This window comes from Streptomyces scabichelini (genome assembly GCF_011045015.1).
Taxonomy (GTDB): domain Bacteria; phylum Actinomycetota; class Actinomycetes; order Streptomycetales; family Streptomycetaceae; genus Streptomyces; species Streptomyces scabichelini.
The window spans coordinates 1-15,227 of the sequence record NZ_JAAKZY010000238.1; the positions used below are offsets into that span (position 1 = coordinate 1).

The following is a 15,227-nucleotide window of genomic DNA, read 5'->3' on the forward strand; positions in this document are numbered from 1 at the left end:
GTCCGGGGCTGGGGCTGAGTCCGGAGCCGGATCGGGATCGGAACGGGGGGCGGCCGACGCGACATCCCGGACGGTGGCCGACGCGACGCCCGGGACGGCGGCCGACCCGGCGTCCGGGACGGTGGCCGGGGCGGCGTAGACCTTGACGCCGAGTTCCACGTGTCCCGTCAGGCGGTCCAGCAGGGGCAGGAAGTCCTCGCGGCGCGCGTCGAGGGTCTGCCGGACGCGGTCCTCGTCGCGGTAGACGGTGGCCAGCCGCAGCGGCAGGACGGTGTCGCCGAGTCCGGCGAGGGCCGCGACGACGGCGTGATGGGCGCGGGCCGTGGATTCCAGCCAGCTCAGGTCTTCCAGGTGGGCCTTGATCGGGGCTTCATCGAAGTCCGCGGCCGGCACGCGGCCGACCGCAGCGGCCAACTCCGCGGCAGGGCCTGCGGACTCCAGCAGGCGTATCGGCTCGCCGGCGACGCCGCGCAGTCCGGCGACCGCCTCCGCGGCCCGCGGGGTGCGGCGCAGTATCGCGTACGCGTAGACGATGTCGGTGTCGGTCACGGGTCCTGGCTCCTCTCGGCCGCCCGCAGCGCGGCGACCTCGGCGCGCAGGCGTTCGTTCTCCTCTGCGAGAGACCGGTCCGAGCGGCCTCCCTGGTCCTCCGCGAGAGACCGGTCGGAGCGGCCTGCCCGGGAGGAGAGCGAGGGGTCGTTCTCCCACCAGTCGATGCCCATCTCCTTCGCCTTGTCGACGGAGGCGACGATGAGCCGCAGCTTGATGGTGAGCAGTTCGATGTCGAGCAGGTTGATCCGGATGTCGCCCGCGATCACCACGCCCTTGTCGAGGACCCGTTCGAGGATGTCGGCGAGGGACGCTCCCTGACCGCTGGGCCCCTGCTCGTACGGGGACGGAAGGCGGGGCGATCCGCCGAGTGCGCCTGCTACCGGTTGCGTCATGGTCGCTGCTTCATGGTCGGGAGGCTCGTCTCCAAGCGGTGATCTCGTCGAGTCGGTCCAGCAGTTCGTCCTCGCGGCGGTCGTACTCGTCCTCGTCGATCCGTCCGTCCAGCAGGGCGCGTTCCAGTTCGGTGAGGGCCTGTTGGACGGGGGCCGGGTCGTAGTACTCCGCTTCGGCGGCGTACTGCACCTGCTCGGCGGCCCAGAACGTGGCGCGCACGGGCGCGAAGGGGAGCGTGAGGATTCCGGTCAGCAGTCCCATGGGTCAGGTGCCTCGGGTGGGTCAGGTGGGTCAGGTGTCTCAGGCGGCGAAGCTGTACGGGGGCAGAGGGCCGCGCAGCCGGAAGTCGTAGGCCTCGCCGTAGTCACGCGCCAGCCGCTGTCCGGCTTCGGTGAACTCGCGGGCGTCGGCGCGTGCGACGAGGAACGAGACGTTGAGGAAGTCGTCCTTCGCGGGGGCGGCCTCGACCCTGGCGCGGGCCAGGCCGGACAGCTGCTGGACGATCTGGTCGGCCAGCAGCCGCTGCCGGGCGTCGATCTGCCGGACCAGCAGCTCGCCCAGGGCGACGCGGTCCTCATGGGTGCCGTTGCCTTCGCGGGTGAGCTCGTTGAGACGCCGGGCCCGGTCGGACTCGCTCAGCACCTCGCGCAGCAGGTCGTCCTGGGCGCGTGCGGCCTTGAGGTTGAACTCGGTGGTGCCGTGCAGCTCGGCGAGCCTGCGCGTGTACTGCTCGCCCTTCTCCTCCAGGGCTGCCCTGACGGCCGCGTGGTCGGGGGCGAGTAACCCGAACCTCATGGGGAGGACTGCTCCGTCGGCCATCAGCCTTTCCTGCAGCTCCTGGTGGGCGGTGAGGTCACGGCGTTTGGGACGCAGCTGAGGGGGTGCGGGGCTGACGACGGCGGCGAGCCCGCCGAGGACCACCGCGTCCAGGGAGCCGACGCCGCCGACCGTCCGCAGGCCGTCGAGGCGCAGGGGATGGTCGGAGCTGGTGATGGCGTAGACGTACAGGGGCGAGTCCTGAGTCGGCTCCGAGATCGGTCCTGGAGTCGGCTCCGCTGTTGGTTCCGGACTCGATTCCGAGGGTGGTACCGGTGTCGGTTCCGCCGCGGATTCGTTCGTCGGGGCGTCGCTCACCGGTCCCCCTACTTCGACTTGTCGTCGCGGTCGAAGACGTCGCCGATCGCGTCCATGGCGCCGTCGATGGCGCCGCTGATCGCACCGCCGGCCTTGCCCCTGGCACCGCTCTCGACCACGTCGCCGACGATGTCGGTGAGCGTGGCGGGGGCCTTGCGGCCCGCCTCCAGGTCGAGTCGGTTGCAGGCCTCGGCGAAGCGGAGATAGGTGTCCACGCTGGCGATGACGATCCGTACGTCGATCTTGAGGATCTCGATGCCGACCAGTGAGACCCGGACGAACACGTCGATGACGAGCCCGCGGTCCAGGATGAGTTCGAGGATGTCGTAAAGGCCGGCGGTCCCCGAACCGCCCGAGGTGGCGGCGGGTTGTACTCCGCCTGCTTGTGTCATGACGGTCACGGTCCGGGTCCTCTCGCTGTGCTCCGTTCTCGACCGGCACCGGACGCCTGGTTGCGCTCATGGTGGCGTACGCGATCGGTACGGCACCGGCAACAGGCGGGTGCCGCGCCACTGTGAGGTACGGGCGCGGCATCGGGCCGTGCTCACGGAAACTCGCAACGTTCCCGAGGAGGGAATGTGAAGACCTAGCGACCACGGTCCAGTTGGCCGCGGGCGTAGCGGCGTACCCGTTCGTAGCCCAGGAGTTGGCCCCGCACGTCCAGGGTGACCCGGTAGCTCGCCATGATCGTCATGGTGTCGGGGACCCGTTCCAGCTCCACGACCTCCACGTCGGCCGTCCAGCCGTCCTGCGCCGGCCGGAGGGCGGAGACGGCATCCGGGGTGGTACCGATCAGCTCGGCGAGCTGGGCCGCCGCGCCGCGCATGGCCTCGGCGGCTGTCACGCGGCCGGAAACCCCTGTCGCGTCGGAGGCCGTGCCACCGGTCCTGTGGGGAGCCGTGTCGCCGTTCGTGCGGGGGGCCGTGTCGCCGTTCGTGTGGGGGATGTTCAGTGCGTCCAGGGCGTCCTGGTTGGTGCTTGTCATGCCCCTACCGTGCCAAGTCCGCCACCGGTATGGGGACCGGATCGCCCAAACCCTCCTCGGTCACGGCCTCACTTCGACCTCACTTCGATGTCGTACTCGCCGCCAGCGCCACCCCAAGACCGGCCATCGTGACCCCTCCCGCGCCGGTCACCGTCTCCAGGCGGCGTGGGGAGCGGGCGAACCAGGAGCGGGCGCTGCTGGAGATGAGGCTCCAGGCCGTGTCGCAGATCACCGCGATCACGGCGAAGAAGAAGCCGAAGGCGACCATCTGCAGCGGGACATGGCCGCTCGACCGGTCCACGAACTGAGGCAGGGCCGAGCTGAAGAAGATCACGTTCTTCGGGTTCGTCACGCCGACGATGAAGCCGTCGCGCGCGGCACGCAGCGCGCCGCCCTGGTCCCGGGCTTTCGCCGAGCCGAGCTCCACCTGGGTGCGGCGTCCCCGGAACGCCTTCACTCCGAGGTACACCAAGTACGCGGCGCCGATCAGCTTGATCACCGTGAAGAGGAGCGCCGACCGCTCCAGCAGCGCGCCGATGCCCAGAGCCACCCCCACCGCCTGCGCGAAGGTCCCCACGTCGTTGCCGACGACACCGGCCAGCGCCGTGCTGCGGCCGTGTGCGAGAGCTCTGCCGATGACGAAGAGGACGCCCGGGCCCGGTATCAGCTTGATCAGGAGTGCGGCGGCGGCGAAGGCGATCACATGATCGAGAGGCACCATGCGGGGGATCGTATGGCAGCTCTGTCCGGCCGACCAACGGTTTCAGCGCACCCGCGGTGAGCCTGGGACCCAACCGCCCTAACCGCCCTAACCGCTCTAAATGCCCTTCTTTAAATGCCCTAACCGCCCTTCTTCCGTACGAAGCAGAGCATCGCCCCGTCGCGATCGTCGTCGTACGCCTCCGGGCACATCGAGCGGAGTTCCTCCTCCGACACGGACAACAGCGGGGCGGGCACACCCTGCTGCTCCCGGGTGGACGGTGCCGAAGCCTCCGTCGAGTCCTGGAGCCACAGGGTGAGGCCGCCGCCCACGACCACGGCCACCGCCCAGACGACCGCCACCCAACGCCATCGCCGGCGTCCGGTCACACCCGCTCCCAGGGCTCCACGGCGATCACCGCGTCCGCCGGAACCGGGCCGTATATGTGCGGGAACTCCTCACCGCCCGGCTTCGGGGCCTCGCACTTCACCGGCACGCCGAGCCGTTCGGGGTCGATGACCAGGACCACGAGGTCGTCCGGGCCCTCCTCCGAGCCGTACAGGAAGGCCGCCGTGCCCGGCAGTTGGGCGCGGGACGAGCAGTGGATGAAGCCCTCCTCCTGGAGGGTGCGGCCACGCGTCGACATCTCGTACGTGCCGGTCTCGCGGGCCGCGTCCCAGAGGGAGCGTTCGGTGAGGTGCAGAAGCTCGGGCATGGGCGACACGCTAAGTCATGTCGCGGAGGCGGGCGGCACGGGCCCGGAGGTAGCGCTGTTCGGGGAGGCTCAGGGTCTTGGCGGCCGCCGACTCGTAGGCGGCATGAGCCGCCTCCGGGTCGCCGGCGCGTTCCAGGAGGTGGGCGCGGACCGCGTCGAGGCGGTGGCTTGTCGTCAACTCCGCTTCGAGTGCGTCCAGTTCGGCCAGGCCGGCCTTCGGTCCGTGGACCATCGCGACGGCCACGGCACGGTTGAGGCGTTCGACGGGGCTGGGGACGAGGTGTACGAGGACGTCGTAGAGGCCGAGGATCTCGTGCCAGCCGGTGGTGTCGGGCGAGTCCGCCTCGTCGTGGACGGCGGCGATCGCGGCCCTCAACTGGTAGGGACCCGGGCGGCGTTGGGACAGGGCCTGCGTCACCAGCGCCACGCCCTCCTCGATCGCCGCCTTGTCCCAGAGCGCGCGGTCCTGCTCGTCGAGCGGGATCAGCTCGCCGTGCGGCCCGCTGCGTGCGGCGCGGCGGGCGTCGGTGAGGAGCATGAGGGCCAGCAGGCCGGTCACCTCGCAGACGCCGGGCAGCAGGCGGTGCACCGTACGGGTCAAGCGGATGGCCTCGCCCGCGAGTTCGGCCCGCTGGAGCGCGGCCCCGGACGTGGCCGTGTACCCCTCGTTGAAGACGAGGTACAGCGTGTGGAGGACCGCGGGCAGCCGCTCCTCCCAGTTGTCGGGGCGCCCGAAACGCGTGCCCTTCACCCGCTGCTTGGCCCGGCTGATGCGCTGCGCCATCGTCGCCTCGGGCACCAGGTGCGCGCGGGCGATCTCGGCCGTCGTCAGACCGCCGACGGCCCGGAGTGTGAGTGCGATCTGGGCGGTCGTGGGCAGGTCCGGGTGGCAGCAGAGGAAGAGGAGGGTGAGGGTGTCGTCCTCGGACGGCGCGCGGTCGGAGCCGGGCGGCGGCGCCGTGAAGGCGTCGCGCGGTGTGAGCGCCGCCGCCTTCTCCTCGCGCAGCCGCCGCGCCTCCTCACTGCGCAGCGCGTCCGTGAGCCGCCGTGCCGCGACCTTGATCAGCCAGCCCCGCGGATTGTCGGGGATCCCCGACTCGGGCCACTGCCCGGCCGCGGCCAGCAGCGCCTCCTGTACGGCGTCCTCGGCGGCGTCGAAGTGTCCGTACCGCCGTACGAGCGCGCCGAGGACCTGCGGCGCGTGCCGGCGCAGCAGGTCCTCGACCTCGGTCGTACGTCTCACACGTGTTCCCCGCTCACATCCTCTTCCCCGCTCACGTCCTCTTCCGGGCTCACACGTCTTCCGGGCTCACACATCGCCTCCGCCGTCGCCGACGGGTCGGATGACGACGGGGTACTCGTTCGCGCCCTTGGGGACGGGGCACGAGATGACGCGCTCGGCGATCTCAGTGACCCGCTCCAGGCTCGCGCACTCCAGGAGCCAGTAACCGGCGATGACTTCCTTGGTCTCGCCGTACGGCCCGTCGGTGATCACGGGCTTGCCGTCCGCGCCCCGGCTGACGAGGCGGGTCTTGGCGGGCTCGACCAGCCCCTGGGCGTCGATGAGCTCGCCGGTCTCGGCGAGGTCGTTGTTGATCGCCCCCATGTGCTCGTACATGGCCTGAATGTCTTCCTTGCTCCAGACCGGGGCACCGGCGGTCGACTTGCCCGCCTGGACCTCGTAGTCCGCCTGCGTGCCCTGCACCATCACCAGGTACTTCATGAGTCCGCTCCTTCAGCTCGGGCCGCCCGTGGTGGGCGGTTCTCACAGGGGACGTCGGAGCCGGCCCGCGGTTCTCTACACGCTCGCGGAAAAAAGTTGTCGGGCTCGCGGGGAGAGCGTCAGGATTCCTGCTCCTCGCCCGCGTCGGGCGGCCCCGGCTTCGCCGTGAGGACGGCCTCGGACTCCTCCGCGTACGCCTTGCACTCGGGGTTCTTGCAGGGTCCTGGTCCCCACACGGGTACGAACACGCCCAGGGTCTTGTGCCGGCGCACGACCGTGTCGACAGGCTGGCCGCAAACGGGACAGACGTACTCTTCACTGGCCATGCCTCCAGGGTATTGCGGGATGGGCCGGGCCGACAGACGAGCGACGCCGACGGGTCAGCGCTTGCGGGTGTACGTCCTGACGAGCACCCCGTTCTTGAACGCGCGCACGTCGTCGAGTGTGAACTCGGTGAGCGCGAAGCCGGAGCCGAACATCGGCATGCCGGAGCCGAGGACCAGCGGATACGTCTTGATGACGAGCTCGTCCACCTCGTCGATCAGCTCGCCGGCGATCTTCGAGCCACCGCAGAGGTAGATGCCGAACTCGCTGCCCTCCTGCTTGAGTTCGCGGATCCTGCCGACCACGTCGTCCGAGACGATCTCGACGTTCGGGTCGGGCGACTCCTTGAGGGTGCGCGAGGCTACGTACTCCCTCATGTGCGCGTACGGGCTGGTAATGCCGTCCTTCAGTGCCACGTCATAGCTGGACCGGCCCTGGATGACCGTGTCGAACTTCTTGTTCTCCCGGTCGTCGATGCCGAGCGCACGGCGGACGTGGGTCGGCAGGGCCTCCGGGTACTCGTCCCAGAACCACGTCATGTACTCCTCGTCGGCGAACCGCGTGAAGAAGTCCGCCTCACCGCTCGGATCGCCGATGAAGCCGTCGATCGAGCAGGCGATGAAGTAGCTGAGCTTTCGCATGCCGGCCTCTTTCCGTAGGCTGTGTGAACCACTCCATTCATAGTGCTTCACTTGTAGTGGTTGCAACAGTGTTTCCGGTACGAGAACCAAGTGGGAGAGGGGCTTCCGGATGGTGAGGAACCCGGAGCGCAGAGCCGCCCTGGTCGACGCCGGTGTGGAGGTGCTGGCGCGCGAGGGGGCACGCGGGCTGACGTTCCGCGCCGTGGACGCCGAGGCGGGTGTGCCGGTGGGTACCGCCTCGAACTACTTCACCGGCCGCGACGACCTGCTCCGCCAGATCGACGCACACCTGCATGAACGGCTGGCGCCGGATCCGGAGTTCACGGCCGAGCTGCTGACGGCACCGAGGGACCGCTCACTCGTCACGGCGTTCATGCACGACCTCATGGCGCGGGCGCAGCGCGACCGCACGGGGTATCTCGCGCTCCTGGAGATGCGCCTGGAGGCCACGCGGCGCCCCGAGCTGCGGGCCTCATACACGAAGACGATCCGCGCGGACCTCGAGTACGGCATGGAGTTCCACCGCGACGCCGGCCTCCCCGGCGGCGACGAAACCGTGACGGTGCTCTACCTCGCCATGCTCGGCCTGATCCTGGAACACCTGACCCTGCCCGGGGTCCTGGACGGCGTACTCCCCGGAGTGACCGTGCCCGACGGCCTGGTGGAACGAATAGTGGCGACGATCGTGCCGAAGCCGGACGCGCCCCTTTAGGGGCGCGGGGCTGTATCGATATGCGGCTCCGCCGCGTGAGCGCGCGACCGCGCCCCTTAGGGGCGCGCGGAACTGCGCGACCAGCCACAACGAACCCGCAGCTTCAAAACCGGCCCTCAGCGGAGCGCTACGGCTTGCGCCACATCGGCCACATCGACGGACCGTCCGGCAGGTCGACAGTGCGGCCGGCGAAGGCGAAGCCGAGCCGTTCGTAGAGGCCCCGGCTGCGGGCGTTGCTCGCCTCGAGGTACGCGGGCAGGTGCTCACGGTCGCAGCGGTCGAGGACGTGCTGGATGAGCGCCGTACCGAGACCCTCGCCCTGCCGGGCAGGGCTCACGGCGATCAACCACAGGTACTCGTGCGCCGTGCCCGCCGGGTGTGCCTCGGCCGTAAGCCGGCTGATCTGCTCGATCCGTTCGTTGTCCGGATCGACGGCCTCGCGCATCCGCGCGGGCCCGTCCTCGTCCTCCTCGTGGGCCTCCGCGGGCACCGACAGCCACAGCGCACAGGCCGAACCGTCCTCGGTGACGTCCACGTATCCCTCGTCGAGCACGATGTCGAGGAAGGCTGCCATCAACAGGGGATGCGTACGGCGACGGTCTTCCGCGTCGGGAAAGACCCACCTGCTCACCGGGTCGTCCCGAAAGGCCTCGTCAAGAAGCCGCACAACGGCCTCCCGGTCGGCTTCGCCGGCCCTCCGGATCACGACTCCCATGCCCCGTCCCTCCGCCTCAACTACCGTCCCCACTCGGTCGTTTGCAGCCTACCTTCATCACGTTCCGTAACGGACCGCATCGGCCCCATCACACGAAGGGATGAGAATGGATCTTCGAGAACGGGGCACAACGTAGGACCTGCCAACCGGGGTCGCCGGCCGGGGCCGGGCTCTTCCCGGCCAGGGAACTACAAGATCGAGCCGACCGTTGGACCGGCGACGGACGAACACGGACGAACGACGAGGAGACAGCAATGGCAGGCTTCCTGGACCGCGCCAAGGAACAAGCACAGCGCGGCCTCACGCAGGGCAAGCAGAAGATCGACGAGGTGCAGGCACAGCGGGCGGGCGGCGATCTGCTCAAGAGCCTCGGTGCGGCCTACTACGCCGAGAAGCACGGCACCGGCTCCCCCGACGCGACACAGCGGGCCCTCCAGGCCCTGGAGAGCCACATCGCGACGCACGGCGACGGAGTTCTGCACTCCTGACCAAATCGGCTCGCACGCTGTACGAACAGGTGGTCCCTGCCGCGGAGTTCCGGTACAAGCACCGGTACGAGGCGGCCGCGACCGGTGGCCGTCGCGCCCCATGTGAGGAGGCGGCCATGGCCTCACCCATGTCCGCGGGCAAGTTCCTTGAGCGGCTGCGGGACGAAGGTCTGACCGTCGTCGAGGTTGGCGACTGGGAACATCACAACCGCAACCACAAGGGCCCTTGGGGCCCGGTCCACGGCGTGATGATCCACCACACGGTGACGTCGGGCAGCCGGCGGACGGTCGAGATCTGCCGCGACGGCTACAGCGGCCTGCCCGGACCGCTGTGTCACGGCGTGATCACCAAGGACGGCCGCGTCCACCTCGTCGGCTACGGCCGCGCCAACCACGCGGGGCTCGGCGACGACGACGTACTGCGCGCGGTCATCGCCGAGAACACACTCCCGCGGGACAACGAGGCGAACACCGACGGCAACCGCTACTTCTACGGCTTCGAGTGCGAGAACCTCGGTGACGGCCAGGACCCCTGGCCCGCCGCCCAGCTGGAGGCGATCGAGCGGGCCTCGGCGGCGATCTGCCGCCACCACGGCTGGACGGAACGCTCGGTCATCGGCCACCTCGAATGGCAGCCGGGCAAGGTCGACCCGCGCGGCTTCACCATGGCGAACATGCGGGAACGCATCCGCGACCGCCTGGCGTGACGTACGGGCGTCCGACGGCGCCGCCCCGGACACCTGTCCGACAATGGTCACGTGACCAGCCCAGACGCCCCAGACGCCCCAGACGACCTGGAGGACCTGGAGGACCCGGCGGACCCCAGCGCTTCTGCCTCCTCCGACGCCTCCGGCGCCCTCGAAGCGCTCGACCCCGCCGTCCTGCGGCCGCGGCTGCCGTCGCCGCTGCATGACGTCGAGGACGAGCGCTTCGCGCGTCATGGCGTACGGCTGCTGCTCAAGCGGGACGACCTGATCCACCCGGACCTGGTGGGCAACAAGTGGCGCAAGCTGGCCCCGAACCTGCGTGCCGCGGCGGGCCGTACGATCCTCACCTTCGGCGGCGCGTACTCGAACCACCTGCGCGCCACCGCCGCCGCGGGCCGTCTCCTGGGCCTGTCCACCATCGGCGTGGTCCGCGGCCAGGAGCTGGCCGACCGCCCCCTCAACCCGTCCCTGGCCCGGTGCGCGGCCGACGGCATGCGGCTGCACTTCGTCGACAGATCGACTTACCGTCACGTGAACGAGCCGGAGACCCTGGCCGCCATCCTCCGGGAGGCCGGCGCCGAGGATGCGTACGTCGTCCCCGAGGGCGGCAGCAACTCCCTGGCCGTACGCGGCTGCGACGCCCTCGGCCAGGAGCTGCGCGGGCAGGCCGACGTCGTCGCGCTCGCCTGCGGCACGGGCGGCACACTCGCGGGCCTGGCCGCCGGCCTCGGCCCCGGACAGCGCGCCCTGGGCATCCCCGTCCTCAAGGGCGGCTTCCTCGACGCGGAGATACGCACCCTCCAGCGCCGGGCCTTCGGCGGCCCTCGCGGCGACTGGTCCCTCGACGACCGCTTCCACTGCGGCGGTTACGCCCGCACCACCCCCGAACTCGACGCCTTCGCCGCCGACTTCGAGCAGCGCCACGGCCTGGCCGTCGAGCGCCTCTATGTCGCCAAGACGCTGTACGGACTTCTCGCCCTCACGGAGGAAGGCGCCTTCCCCCGCGGGACGAGACTCGCGGCCGTGATCACGGGACCACCACTCTCCCCGTAGGTCGTGCCGGTGAAGTCCCGCGCGGTATCGCGCCCCGTAAGGGGCGCGGGGCTGTACTGATATGCGGCTCCGCCGCGTGGGCGCGACCAGCCACAACGAACCCGCAGCTTCGAAACCGACCCTCCAGCGGAGCGCTCACGTGGCTGTCTCCCGGTAGGCCGCCGCCTCCTCCAGGTCCAGCCTCCTGAGCAGCGTCCGCAGCATCTCGTCGTCGATATAGCGACCGTCCCGCAGCTTCACGAACACCGCCCGCTCGGCGCCGATCATCTCGCGCGACAGACGGCGGTACGTGTCGTCCGCCGTCTCCCCCGTCACGGGGTTCACCGCGCCGAGCCGCTCCCACACCGCGTTGCGGCGGCGCTCCAGGACCCCACGGAGGCGGTCGGCGAGGGGGCCCGGCAGGGCGTTGCGCTCGTCGCTGAGGAGCTCGTCCAGGCGTCGCTCGGCGGCCCGGGACGCCTGCGCCTGGGCGTTTGCCTCCGCGAGCGTCTCGGCCTGCTGGTCACGTCCGGGCAGCTTCAGCAGGCGGATCAGCGGGGGCAGCGTCAGCCCCTGTACGACCAGCGTCCCGATGACCGTCGTGAAGGTCAGAAAGAGGATGAGGTTGCGTCCGGGAAACTCCTCGCCCCCGTGCACCGTCAGCGGGATCGAGAACGCGATGGCGAGCGAGACGACACCGCGCATCCCGGCCCAGCCGATGACGAACGGCCCCTTCCAGGCGGGGTCCACCTCCCGCTCCCGGATCCGCGCGGACAGCAGGCGCGGCAGGAACGTCGCGGGATACACCCACACGAAGCGGGCCGCGACGACCACAAGGAAGAGGACCACCGCGTACCAGGCGGCGCGCACCCCCTCGTACTCCCCGAGTTCCCTCAGAACGATCGGCAGTTGCAGACCGATCAGCGCGAAGACCGCCGCCTCCAGGATGAACGCGACCATCTTCCACACCGCGGTCTCCTGAAGCCGGGTTTCGAAATCGACCTGCCAGGAGCGGTGCCCGAGGTAGAGGGCGACGACGACCACGGCGAGCACTCCGGAGGCGTGCACCTGCTCGGCGACCGCGTACGCGAAGAAGGGGATCAGCAAGGAGAGGCTGTTCTGCAGCAGCGCCTCCTTCAGATGCGTGCGCAGCCAGTGGATCGGCACCATCAGGACGAGCCCGATCCCGATGCCGCCGAGCGCCGCGAGCAGGAACTCGCCGATGCCGCCCGCCCAGGTCGCGCCCTCCCCGACGGCGGCGGCGAGCGCCACCTTGTAGGCGGTGATCGCGGTCGCGTCGTTCACCAGGGACTCGCCCTGCAGGATCGTGGTGACCCGCGAGGGCAGTCCGACTCGGCGCGCGACGGCTGTCGCCGCCACCGCGTCCGGCGGCGCCACGACCGCGCCGAGCACAAGGGCCGCGGTGAGCGGCAGGTCCGGCACGATCAGATACGCGGCCCAGCCGACGACGAGCGTCGCGAACAGCACGTACCCCACCGACAGCATCGCCACGGGCCGTATGTGCGCCCGCAGATCGAGGTACGAGCTGTCCGTGGCCGCTGTGTACAGCAGCGGGGGCAGCAGCAGCGGCAGCACCACGTCGGGGTCCAGGGCGTATTCGGGCACTCCTGGGACGTACGAGACGGCCAGGCCCACCGTGACGAGCAGCAGCGGCGGAGGGACCGGGGTGCGGCGGGCCGCACCGGCGACCGCGGCACTGCCCGCGATCAACAGGAGCAGAGGCATCACATGCATCGGTTTCGGCCCGCCTTCGTTTTCGAGCGGCTTTCGCTGCGCCCGTCGTAACCTGGCAATCATGAAACAGTGCACGCACTCCGACTCGCTTCCACGTCCGGAACCCGGACCGCTCAGCGAGACCTGCCTCGAGTGCCGTGCCGCGGGCACGCACCCGGTGCAGCTGCGGTTGTGCCTGGACTGCGGTCACGTAGGCTGCTGCGACACGTCGCCCATGCGGCACGCGACGGAGCACTACAAGGAGACGGGGCACCCGGTGATGCGCACCCTCGAACCCGGAGAGAGCTGGCGCTGGTGCTTCGTCGACCACGTCCTCGTGTGACACTGCGTCCCGACCGCCTGGACCCGACGATTCGACGGTCTGACGTCTGGGTACGTCAACCCGGCGCGCGCTCTTCCCAATTGGGCCCGCAGACCCCTAGCCACTGTGCGTATAACTATGTTTACTATGAGTGACAGCAAGGGGTTGGGGTCCCGGGGACAGAAAACCTGAGAGCGCGATAGCGTCACCGCTGAACCACGTACCGCGTTACCCCGGGGGGTCACCCCCTCGGCCCCCGAAAGAGCTTGTACCACCTTGGAGGTGAGGGTGTCCCAGATCGCAGGCGAGCCCGCGACCCAGGACTTCGTCGAAGTCCGGCTGCCGGCTGCGGGTGCCTACCTGTCGGTGCTGCGTACGGCCACGGCCGGCCTCGCGGCGCGTTTGGACTTCACCCTCGACGAGATCGAGGACTTGCGCATCGCTGTCGACGAAGCCTGCGCGATCCTGCTGCAACAGGCCGTGCCCGGCTCGGTACTCAGCTGTGTCTTCCGCCTGATCGACGACTCGCTCGAGGTGACGGTCTCGGCCCCGACCACCGACGGCCACGCCCCCGCGCGGGACACGTTCGCCTGGACCGTGCTGTCGGCCCTCGCGGGCAAGGTGTCCTCCTCGGTCGCCGAGGACAAGACCGTCTCGATCAGTCTCTACAAACAGCGCGGCGCGGGACCCGGGCCGGCGTGAGGAACGGGGACGGGCCGGTGCGGGACGAAGAGCGCGGCACACGGGAACTTCCCGCTGAGGGCTTCGGTGACCTGAGCGGGCCCCGACGCATGGCGGCGGAGGGTGTCGACGGCATCCCCGAGCAGCAGGCCCGGCCGCATCCGGAGGACGACTCCACGGCGGCCGAAGCGCCTCAGCGCGGGGGTCCCCCGTTTTCGAGCGAAGCCGAGAGCGCCGAGAACTTGGGAGAAGATCCGATCGACGAGGACGAGCGCGCAGCGCTCTCCGGCCGTGACGGGCAGCAGAATCCAGGCGTTGCCGTGCAGGGGGAATCCCCCGGGACGGAGTCTGGGGGAGCGCCCCCGGAAGGGCGGCGGCGGGTGACGGGCGGGACTATGAGCGAGCAGCACGAGCGACACGCTGACAACGGCGCCGAGGGCGCATCGGGCGTACACCACGACCCCCAGGACCGCAGCGGGGCGCGGGCGATGTTCATCCGGCTGCGCAAGCTGCAGGACGGCAGCCCCGAGTACGCGGAGCTGCGCAATCAGCTGGTCCGGATGCATCTGCCGCTCGTCGAGCACCTCGCACGCCGCTTCCGCAACCGCGGTGAGCCGCTGGACGACCTCACACAGGTCGCCACCATCGGCCTGATCAAGTCGGTCGACCGCTTCGACCCGGAGCGCGGCGTCGAGTTCTCGACGTACGCGACGCCGACGGTGGTCGGCGAGATCAAGCGGCACTTCCGCGACAAGGGCTGGGCGGTGCGGGTGCCGCGCCGGCTTCAGGAGCTGCGTCTGGCGCTCACCACGGCGACCGCGGAGCTCTCGCAGCAGCACGGCCGCTCCCCCACCGTGCACGAGCTGGCCGAGAAGCTGGCCATCTCGGAGGAGGAGGTCCTGGAGGGCCTGGAGTCTGCCAACGCGTACTCCACGCTGTCCCTGGACGTCCCCGACACGGACGACGAGTCCCCGGCGGTCGCGGACACACTGGGCGCCGAGGACGAGGCCCTGGAGGGCGTCGAGTACCGGGAGTCCCTGAAGCCGCTCCTGGAGGATCTGCCGCCACGGGAGAAGCGGATCCTGCTGCTTCGGTTCTTCGCGAACATGACGCAGTCGCAGATCGCCCAGGAGGTCGGCATCTCCCAGATGCACGTCTCGCGCCTGCTGGCACGGACGCTGGCGCAGTTGCGGGAGAAGCTGCTCGTCGAGGAGTGACCGGCCGAGAGGTTGGGCTGCCGGTTACTTCTGGTTCTGCACGTTCCCGGGGCCGCGGATCCCGAGGGCCCGGGTCGTCTCCGGGTTCAACAGGAGTACCAGCGCCGCGACCGCGACGACGGCCAGGGCGATGCCGCCCGGAATGGCCAGGCTGTCGGCCTGGAGCAGGGTCCAGGCCACCGGCAGCGCCATGATCTGCGTGATGATCGCGGGACCCCGGCTCCAGCTGCGCTGCCTGAACAGTCCGCGCGCGGCCAGCAGCGGCATCAGTGCGAGCACCATCAGCGTGACCCCGCCCGTGACGGCCTGCTGCCGGTCGTCCGGGTCGCCCGCCAGGGCCATCACGAGTATGTAGACGCCCGCGGCGACCAGGGCGAGGCCCTCCAGGGCGGCCAGCGCCGCCGCGGCGGTCAGCCGTACGGGACGGGGGCCTGTCTCGGGGGCGTCCGGGG

General features: G+C 70.2%; 23 protein-coding genes. 7 read left to right on the top strand and 16 right to left on the bottom strand.

Annotation, left to right across the window (positions count from 1 at the left end; all coding sequences use genetic code 11):
* From G5C60_RS42775 to G5C60_RS42835, 13 genes are all read right to left on the bottom strand, one after another.
* On the bottom strand, positions 1-549 hold a 549-nt coding region (locus tag G5C60_RS42775; protein ID WP_338146085.1), incomplete at its 3' end, for a GvpL/GvpF family gas vesicle protein.
* Complete coding sequence (locus G5C60_RS42780) at positions 546-944, bottom strand: gas vesicle protein (RefSeq protein WP_165268221.1); 399 nt, start codon at positions 942-944, stop codon at positions 546-548. The genes G5C60_RS42780 and G5C60_RS42775, both read right to left, overlap by 4 nt.
* Positions 945-954: 10 nt before the next feature.
* Positions 955-1,206 (bottom strand): gas vesicle protein GvpG, encoded by a 252-nt coding sequence (locus G5C60_RS42785; RefSeq protein WP_165268223.1) that lies wholly within the window; start codon positions 1,204-1,206, stop codon positions 955-957.
* 39 nt (positions 1,207-1,245) lie between these two features.
* A complete protein-coding gene (locus G5C60_RS42790) occupies positions 1,246-1,980 on the bottom strand; it encodes a GvpL/GvpF family gas vesicle protein (protein WP_165268261.1) in 735 nt (244 codons plus the stop codon).
* A 107-nt stretch (positions 1,981-2,087) separates the two neighbouring features.
* The gene (gene gvpJ / locus G5C60_RS42795; protein ID WP_165268225.1) at positions 2,088-2,471 is read right to left on the bottom strand and encodes a gas vesicle protein GvpJ; all 384 of its coding nucleotides are present in this window, start codon (positions 2,469-2,471) and stop codon (positions 2,088-2,090) included.
* 194 nt (positions 2,472-2,665) lie between these two features.
* Positions 2,666-3,064: a gas vesicle protein GvpO gene (locus G5C60_RS53440; protein ID WP_165268227.1), complete on the bottom strand. Its 399-nt coding sequence runs from the start codon at positions 3,062-3,064 to the stop codon at positions 2,666-2,668.
* A gap of 79 nt (positions 3,065-3,143) precedes the next feature.
* Positions 3,144-3,785, bottom strand: a complete 642-nt coding sequence (locus G5C60_RS42805) for a LysE family translocator (RefSeq protein ID WP_165268229.1) — start codon at positions 3,783-3,785, stop codon at positions 3,144-3,146.
* 119 nt (positions 3,786-3,904) lie between these two features.
* Complete coding sequence (locus G5C60_RS42810) at positions 3,905-4,153, bottom strand: hypothetical protein (protein ID WP_165268231.1); 249 nt, start codon at positions 4,151-4,153, stop codon at positions 3,905-3,907.
* The gene (locus tag G5C60_RS42815; protein ID WP_206440693.1) at positions 4,150-4,479 is read right to left on the bottom strand and encodes a DUF952 domain-containing protein; all 330 of its coding nucleotides are present in this window, start codon (positions 4,477-4,479) and stop codon (positions 4,150-4,152) included. Before G5C60_RS42815 ends, G5C60_RS42810 begins: the two co-directional genes overlap by 4 nt.
* A 10-nt stretch (positions 4,480-4,489) precedes the next feature.
* A complete protein-coding gene (locus G5C60_RS42820; protein WP_165268235.1) occupies positions 4,490-5,722 on the bottom strand; it encodes a DUF6596 domain-containing protein in 1,233 nt (410 codons plus the stop codon).
* 66 nt (positions 5,723-5,788) lie between these two features.
* Positions 5,789-6,202: a YciI family protein gene (locus tag G5C60_RS42825; protein ID WP_165268237.1), complete on the bottom strand. Its 414-nt coding sequence runs from the start codon at positions 6,200-6,202 to the stop codon at positions 5,789-5,791.
* A 119-nt stretch (positions 6,203-6,321) separates the two neighbouring features.
* Positions 6,322-6,528: a hypothetical protein gene (locus tag G5C60_RS42830; protein ID WP_165268239.1), complete on the bottom strand. Its 207-nt coding sequence runs from the start codon at positions 6,526-6,528 to the stop codon at positions 6,322-6,324.
* Between the two features lie 54 nt (positions 6,529-6,582).
* The gene (locus G5C60_RS42835) at positions 6,583-7,167 is read right to left on the bottom strand and encodes a dihydrofolate reductase family protein (RefSeq protein ID WP_165268241.1); all 585 of its coding nucleotides are present in this window, start codon (positions 7,165-7,167) and stop codon (positions 6,583-6,585) included.
* Between the two features lie 109 nt (positions 7,168-7,276).
* Between G5C60_RS42835 and G5C60_RS42840 the strand changes: the two genes are divergently transcribed.
* A complete protein-coding gene (locus tag G5C60_RS42840; protein WP_165268243.1) occupies positions 7,277-7,879 on the top strand; it encodes a TetR/AcrR family transcriptional regulator in 603 nt (200 codons plus the stop codon).
* A gap of 127 nt (positions 7,880-8,006) precedes the next feature.
* On the opposite strand, the gene G5C60_RS42845 is transcribed toward G5C60_RS42840, so the two are convergent.
* Positions 8,007-8,594 (bottom strand): GNAT family N-acetyltransferase, encoded by a 588-nt coding sequence (locus G5C60_RS42845; RefSeq protein ID WP_165268245.1) that lies wholly within the window; start codon positions 8,592-8,594, stop codon positions 8,007-8,009.
* 254 nt (positions 8,595-8,848) lie between these two features.
* Here G5C60_RS42845 and G5C60_RS42850 point away from each other — a divergent pair, with 254 nt between their 5' ends.
* From G5C60_RS42850 to G5C60_RS42860, 3 genes are all read left to right on the top strand, one after another.
* On the top strand, positions 8,849-9,082 hold the full coding sequence (locus G5C60_RS42850) for a hypothetical protein (RefSeq protein WP_165268247.1): 234 nt from the start codon (positions 8,849-8,851) through the stop codon (positions 9,080-9,082).
* A 116-nt stretch (positions 9,083-9,198) separates the two neighbouring features.
* A complete protein-coding gene (locus G5C60_RS42855) occupies positions 9,199-9,789 on the top strand; it encodes an N-acetylmuramoyl-L-alanine amidase (RefSeq protein ID WP_165268249.1) in 591 nt (196 codons plus the stop codon).
* 174 nt (positions 9,790-9,963) lie between these two features.
* Complete coding sequence (locus G5C60_RS42860; RefSeq protein WP_165268263.1) at positions 9,964-10,842, top strand: 1-aminocyclopropane-1-carboxylate deaminase/D-cysteine desulfhydrase; 879 nt, start codon at positions 9,964-9,966, stop codon at positions 10,840-10,842.
* A gap of 135 nt (positions 10,843-10,977) precedes the next feature.
* Here G5C60_RS42860 and G5C60_RS42865 read toward each other — a convergent pair whose 3' ends face one another.
* On the bottom strand, positions 10,978-12,576 hold the full coding sequence (locus G5C60_RS42865; protein ID WP_165268251.1) for a Na+/H+ antiporter: 1,599 nt from the start codon (positions 12,574-12,576) through the stop codon (positions 10,978-10,980).
* Positions 12,577-12,637: 61 nt separating this feature from the next.
* On the opposite strand from G5C60_RS42865, the gene G5C60_RS42870 reads away from it, so the two are divergent.
* The 3 genes from G5C60_RS42870 (at position 12,638) to G5C60_RS42880 (ending at position 14,775) form a co-directional block, all read left to right on the top strand.
* Positions 12,638-12,898, top strand: coding sequence for a UBP-type zinc finger domain-containing protein (locus tag G5C60_RS42870; protein ID WP_165268253.1), 261 nt, complete (start codon positions 12,638-12,640; stop codon positions 12,896-12,898).
* Between the two features lie 267 nt (positions 12,899-13,165).
* Positions 13,166-13,579 carry an ATP-binding protein gene (locus G5C60_RS42875; RefSeq protein ID WP_165268255.1) on the top strand — a complete coding sequence of 138 codons (414 nt, stop codon included), beginning with the start codon at positions 13,166-13,168 and terminating at the stop codon, positions 13,577-13,579.
* 17 nt (positions 13,580-13,596) lie between these two features.
* The gene (locus G5C60_RS42880) at positions 13,597-14,775 is read left to right on the top strand and encodes an RNA polymerase sigma factor SigF (RefSeq protein ID WP_420907465.1); all 1,179 of its coding nucleotides are present in this window, start codon (positions 13,597-13,599) and stop codon (positions 14,773-14,775) included.
* 24 nt (positions 14,776-14,799) lie between these two features.
* Here the strand turns inward: G5C60_RS42880 and G5C60_RS42885 are convergent.
* A partial coding sequence (locus G5C60_RS42885) for a hypothetical protein (RefSeq protein ID WP_165268259.1) occupies positions 14,800-15,227 on the bottom strand: 428 nt, incomplete at its 5' end.